At 45.9% G+C, this 5,781-nt stretch carries 4 protein-coding genes; all 4 read left to right on the top strand.

Annotated elements, in window-relative coordinates; translation table 11 throughout:
* The first annotated feature begins 143 nt into the window (after positions 1-143).
* The 4 genes from tnpC (at position 144) to PGQ38_RS01235 (ending at position 5,679) form a co-directional block, all read left to right on the top strand.
* A complete protein-coding gene (tnpC, locus tag PGQ38_RS01250) occupies positions 144-1,196 on the top strand; it encodes an IS66 family transposase (protein WP_204454162.1) in 1,053 nt (350 codons plus the stop codon).
* A gap of 148 nt (positions 1,197-1,344) precedes the next feature.
* Complete coding sequence (locus PGQ38_RS01245) at positions 1,345-2,262, top strand: AraC family transcriptional regulator (protein WP_204454164.1); 918 nt, start codon at positions 1,345-1,347, stop codon at positions 2,260-2,262.
* 4 nt (positions 2,263-2,266) lie between these two features.
* The gene (locus PGQ38_RS01240) at positions 2,267-4,345 is read left to right on the top strand and encodes a beta-glucosidase family protein (protein ID WP_204454166.1); all 2,079 of its coding nucleotides are present in this window, start codon (positions 2,267-2,269) and stop codon (positions 4,343-4,345) included.
* Positions 4,342-5,679, top strand: a complete 1,338-nt coding sequence (locus tag PGQ38_RS01235) for an MFS transporter (RefSeq protein WP_204454168.1) — start codon at positions 4,342-4,344, stop codon at positions 5,677-5,679. Before PGQ38_RS01240 ends, PGQ38_RS01235 begins: the two co-directional genes overlap by 4 nt.
* The last annotated feature ends 102 nt before the right edge of the window (positions 5,680-5,781 follow it).

The following is a 5,781-nucleotide window of genomic DNA, read 5'->3' as shown; positions in this document are numbered from 1 at the left end:
TTTGAACTCATCATACACCTACTTTCTACGCATTAGTCCACCTGAAAAATACAGCATTTCTTAACTGAACAGTATTTTCAATGCATGACCGCATATGATATACTGTTTTCATCATAAAAAACCTTATCTAAATGACATTGACTGTGAATGTAACCGAACATCAGCTGCTTGAAATTCCAATCTGTATGCTTCACGGAGATACCAGAAAAGGGGCATTTCCTACGAATGTGAAGTCAACTGTGCAGTATGGCGAAAATCTGCAGGCATTATCTGTGGCTTTAAATACAGTCGGAGCAGTCAGCGTAAAAAGAACCCATGAGATTCTCTCTGGTGTGTTCAATATCCCGATCGCTACCGGCACCATAAGCAACATGGTAAAACGCTACGCAGATGCTGTATCAGAAACGGTAAACAGAATAAAGCAAAAGATTACCGAATCGGGTCTTGGACATTTCGATGAAACAGGAACCCGTGTGGATAAGAAACTCTGGTGGGTTCATGATGCATCAAATAGTGAATTCACCTATCTTGATATCAGCCCTAAAAGAAGGCATCTTGGCATGGAGCAGTGTGGTGTTCTGCCATCCTTTCACGGGATTGCCATGCATGACTGCTGGACATCCTATTGGAATTACAAGGATTGCCGGCATGCTGTTTGTTGCGCTCATTTGTTACGGGAATTGACAGGGCTTACAGAGAACTATCCCGAACAGAAATGGGCAGCTGCATTTATAGACCTTCTGTTAGCGATGAAGAAGGTCAAAGATAAAGCGGTTGAGGCAGGAAAAGAGTCTCTCAGCTATTATCACTATCATAAGTTTGATAAGCAATACGATAAACTTATTAAACAAGCCAGGGAAGAGAATCCTCTTCCGGTTGCCACGGAGAAAAAACGTGGCCGGAAGAAAAAAGAAAAGATTCTTGCCTTGGTAGAGCGCCTTGAAAAATACAAGGCACCAGTCTGCCTTTTTATCCATAACTTCAAGGTTCCGTTCGATAACAATCAAGCAAGTGAACGTGATATCAGGATGATAAAGGTCAAAACGAAGGTATCCGGCTGCTTCAGAAGTGAAGACGTAGTCAGAGATTATCTAAAAATCATGTCTTATGTCGGTACTGCCCATAAGCAGGGGCGTAACGCATATGACGCAATAAGAAAAGCTTTTTCAGGATGCCCTAAGTTTATCTTTGCATAGGGGGTTCTGAATAGTTACATCTCTTTTATCAAAATATTGTGATTATAGTCCAAAAATTGAAAAAGTATGACCAAAATTGAGAGATTTTTTCACGGACATACAGTATACTATTACCATATTATAATATAAAGCCAAAGTGGTGATATTTATGTGCGCATATATTTATGAAACAGTTCAGCACGACGGGGAAAACCGGATCAAATTATTTACAACAGCCATCGACTATTCCGGTTTCCACTGGCATTACGACTATGAATTTATCCTTGTACTTAAGGGCCAGCTGGTGGTTAATGAGAGCGCTGATGAATTTGTTCTTGAAAAAGGGGATTTTATCCTGATTAATTCTCAGACAGTACATGCCCTAAGACGACTTCACGGAGATAACCTCTGCCTCTTTCTGCAGATCTCCGAAAAAATGTTTGCAGACCTGCGGAGGGGGTTCTTCTATTTTTACCTGAACAGCCAGGACGGGAAAAAGACGCCGCGAAACGGCTATGCGTCTTATCGGCGACTCCTCGCAGGAGCCGGATATGAATCACTGGCTGCCAGGCCCAACCGTTATCGGATCAGTGCATATGTCTGCTCACTTCTGGCAGACCTGATCGACTACTCTGTCTACGACCTTTATCAGAGATCAGGTCCGCCTTCTGCCAGCGACGTGGAACTTTTTATGCAGATCATCGACTATCTGCAGGAAAACTGCTGTACTCCGTCAGTCATCTCTGACATTCAGAAAAAACTGGGAATAGGAGAAAAAACACTTTATCGGTTTATGAAAAAATATACCGGCAAATCCCCAAAGCAGTTTGTGCTCGAACACCGGATCAGCATAGCCGCAGACATGCTGCGTTCTACAAACTTATCCATACCATATATCGCCTCTCAATGCGGTTTTAATGCCGAGAATACTTTCTACCGGGCATTTCGGAACGAAGTGGGAGTCACTCCGGGAGAATACCAGAAAAAGAGCATTGAGCGATCGTTGAAACTGGATGTTAAGGGATATCTTCCCTACCACTATGACGAGGCAAAACAACTGTTAAGAAAATATGCAAATGAGGTCTGACACTATGAAATGCAGTAAAGAATATCGATTAAAACATACCGAAGAAGCGCGGGCAATCGTAAACCGACTTTCTCTGGAAGAAAAGGTATCTCTTATGAGCGGTGACATGCCGTTAGATAAAATACTCGCAGAATCACGCACGTCACCTGAAAAGCACTATAATTATATCCCCTGCAGTGCCGGAGGACTTCCCGAGTACAATGTTCCTCCCGTCCTGTTCTGTGACGGTTCCCGGGGTGTTGTGTGCGGTACGGGCAGAAGCACCTGCTTTCCTGTTGCCATGCTCCGCGGAGCTTCCTTTGACACGGAGCTGGAAGTAGAAATCGGGAAGGCAATTGCAAAAGAAATCCGCGCTTATGGAGGGAATCTTTTCGGGGGCGTCTGCCTGAACCTTCCCTATCATCCGGGATGGGGTCGCAGCCAGGAGACATACGGCGAAGATTCTTTTCACATGGGAGAAATGGGGAGCGCGATCGTGGAAGGCGTGCAGAGCGAAAATGTAATTGCCTGTCTTAAGCACTTTGCGTTTAACCAAATGGAGATTTCACGGTTCAGCGTAAACGTCGAATGTTCTCCCCGGACAGAAAGAGAAGTCTTTCTGTCCCATTTTAAAAAATGTATTGACCGGGGCGCCGCCGCTGTTATGAGTTCCTATAATAAATACAAAGGGAGCTACTGCGGCCACAACGATTACCTGCTCAATCAGGTGTTAAAAAACAAGTGGGGATTTGACGGTTTCGTCATGAGCGATTTCGGATCCGGCGTCCGCGATACCGTTGAAGCGGCAAACGGCGGTCAGAATATCGAAATGAGCGGCACGACCTATTTCGGTGACAAACTGATCCGGGCCGTAAGAGAAGGTCAGGTATCCGAAAGTACGATAGACGATGCGGTTCTCCGCATTATACGGACCATGATCAGCTTCCGCGATGCCGGGAATGGAAAGTATCCTGATTCTGTGATCGGATGCAAAGAGCACATCTCCCTTGCTCTCCAGTCCGCGCGGGAAGGTATCACACTGATACAAAACAGGGACAGTCTTCTTCCTCTGGACAGGAAACAGACGAAAAAACTTGTCGTCATAGGGAAACTTGCCACAGCGGAAAATCTCGGAGATCACGGATCCAGTCAGGTATTCCCGCCATATATTGTAACTCTGCTTGAAGGGATCACCAGGGCAGCGTCCGAAAGCGAAGTCATCTTCTACGAAGGTGAAAATCTCTCACACGCAAAAGAGCTGGCAGCTTCCGCCGATGCCGTCATCGTCGTTGCCGGATATAATTACAATGACGAAGGTGAATACACAACCCAGAATTTTGACGAAACCTATACCGGCGCCCGGGGCGGGGATAGGTATGACCTGGGACTGCATAAAAGCGAGATCCGTCTCATACAGGAAACCTCTACTGCAAATCCCGACACCATTGTCGTCATGATCGGCGGAAGCACCATCCTGACTTCCGAATGGCAGGACAGTGTCAAAGCGATCCTCATGGCATACTATCCGGGAATGGAAGGCGGCACCGCTTTGGGCGAAATCCTGTTTGGAGACGTCAGTCCAAGCGGAAAACTGCCCTTTGTGATCCCTGTTTCTCAGGAGGATCTCCCTCAGATCGAATGGGAAACAGACTATCAGTTTTACGAATACTACCATGGATATGAAAAACTGGAAAAAGAAGGAAAGAAACCTGCTTTTCACTATGGCTTCGGTCTTTCTTATACGGACTTCAAAATACGGGATGCTTCTTTCCGCCTAAAGGACCATAACATTGCCGCGTCATGTTTAATTAAAAACACAGGATCCCGAAAAGGTACGGAAGTCTTGCAGCTGTATATAGGCTTTCAGAATTCTTCTGTGGACCGTCCCCTGAAATCTCTGAAAGGATTTCAGAGGATCACTCTTGATCCGGGGGAAGAAAAAGAAGTTGAAATTCTGTGTCCCCTCGAAGAATTAAAATGGTATCGTCCGGAAACTCACAGATTTGAACTGGAGGAAATGGAATACAACGTATATATCGGTTCCAGTTCTGATGACAATGATCTGATCAAGGGAACCGTCAATGTAAAGGAGGAAGATCAATGAATTACAAAGTAAAACTCGGAGAAAAACTGGCATTTGCCATGGGAGATGTAGGTTGTAATTTTATTTGGACCGTGGTAGGCTCATTCCTTACTATGTATTACACAGACAGTGTCGGAATCACTGCAGGCGTCGTCGGAACCATCATGCTTGTCACCCGTATCCTGGATGGTTTTTCCGACCTCGGGATGGGCGCGATCATTGACCGTACCCATACGCGCTGGGGCAAAGCAAGACCCTGGATTCTCCGGACTGCCCCGCTGATGGCAATCGGGCTGATCCTCCTCTTCAGTGTTCCTTCCAGTCTGTCTGATACTGGAAAAATCGTATATGCAGTCATTACATATATCATACTTGCTGTTTTTATATACACAGCATGCAACCTGGCCTATTCTACCCTGCTGTCACTTGTTACCGGACGGCAGGACGACCGTACCAGCATGACCTCCATCCGTTACATTTTTGTATACGCTGTCATGATCCTGATCTCATATGTGACCACTCCGATGGTAAATGAATTTGGATGGACCGGCATGTCAGTCATCTTTGGCATCGCAGGCATGATCTGTCTTCTGATTACATTTTTCGGAACAAAAGAGCGAAACACGGAAGAGTCAAAAGACTCCGACAGCACCGTCCCAGTCCTAGAATCGATCCGTCTGCTTTTCCAGAATAAATACTTCATCCTTGTTGCTCTCCTGTTTGTAGTCAACTTTACAGCAATGGGACTCACCGGAGGAGTAGGCATCTACTTTGCAAAAGATTTTCTGGGAAATGACGGACTCTTTGGCACAATGACGCTCGCCAACTATATTCCCATCATGATCGGACTGTTTGTCTTCCCGACGCTGGCAGGGAAATTCGGAAAATGGAAATGTATGGTAGTTGGCTATATTCTGGAAATTGCCGGATACGCCATTATCCTGATTGCACCGACAAGCTTTCCGATGGTTCTTCTCGGGCTTGCCGTCAGAGGTATCGGACACATCCCCAACTCCGCCGGAATCTTCGCCATGGTAGCAGACGTTGCGGATTACGGCGAATGGAAAACCGGTGTGCGCAACGAAGGGCTTACTTACAGCGCTACCAGCTTCGGAATGAAAGTCGGCACCGGGCTTGGATCTGCAATCGTCGGATGGGGACTTGCTCTTGGCAACTATGTGGGAACCGAAGCTGTAAAATCAGCGAGCGCGCTTGAGTCCATCAAGGCACTTTACACATACGTTCCGCTTATTGTCACCGCCATCGGACTTGTCATTCTGCTGAATGCAAATATTGACAAAATATATCCCAGGATCCAGAAAGACCTAGAAGACAGACGGGCAAAGAAAAAATAGCAGACTCTTACAAATACAGCCAGGGGAGACTGTCCGAAAACTAGGATGAGTCTTCACTGAAATTAAGATTGATTCACTCACATGGGTGTTCAATCAATGCCA

The sequence above is a fragment of the Blautia faecis genome, assembly GCF_027662325.1.
GTDB lineage: Bacteria > Bacillota > Clostridia > Lachnospirales > Lachnospiraceae > Blautia_A > Blautia_A faecis.
This window is presented reverse-complemented; position numbering and strand designations above follow the sequence as displayed.

Excerpts from the sequence above, each read along its gene's own strand:
- PGQ38_RS01245 (WP_204454164.1), top strand. The coding sequence starts at position 1,345 with ATGTGCGCATATATTTATGAAACAGTTCAGCACGACGGGGAAAACCGG.
- PGQ38_RS01240 (WP_204454166.1), top strand. The coding sequence starts at position 2,267 with ATGAAATGCAGTAAAGAATATCGATTAAAACATACCGAAGAAGCGCGG.
- PGQ38_RS01235 (WP_204454168.1), top strand. The coding sequence starts at position 4,342 with ATGAATTACAAAGTAAAACTCGGAGAAAAACTGGCATTTGCCATGGGA.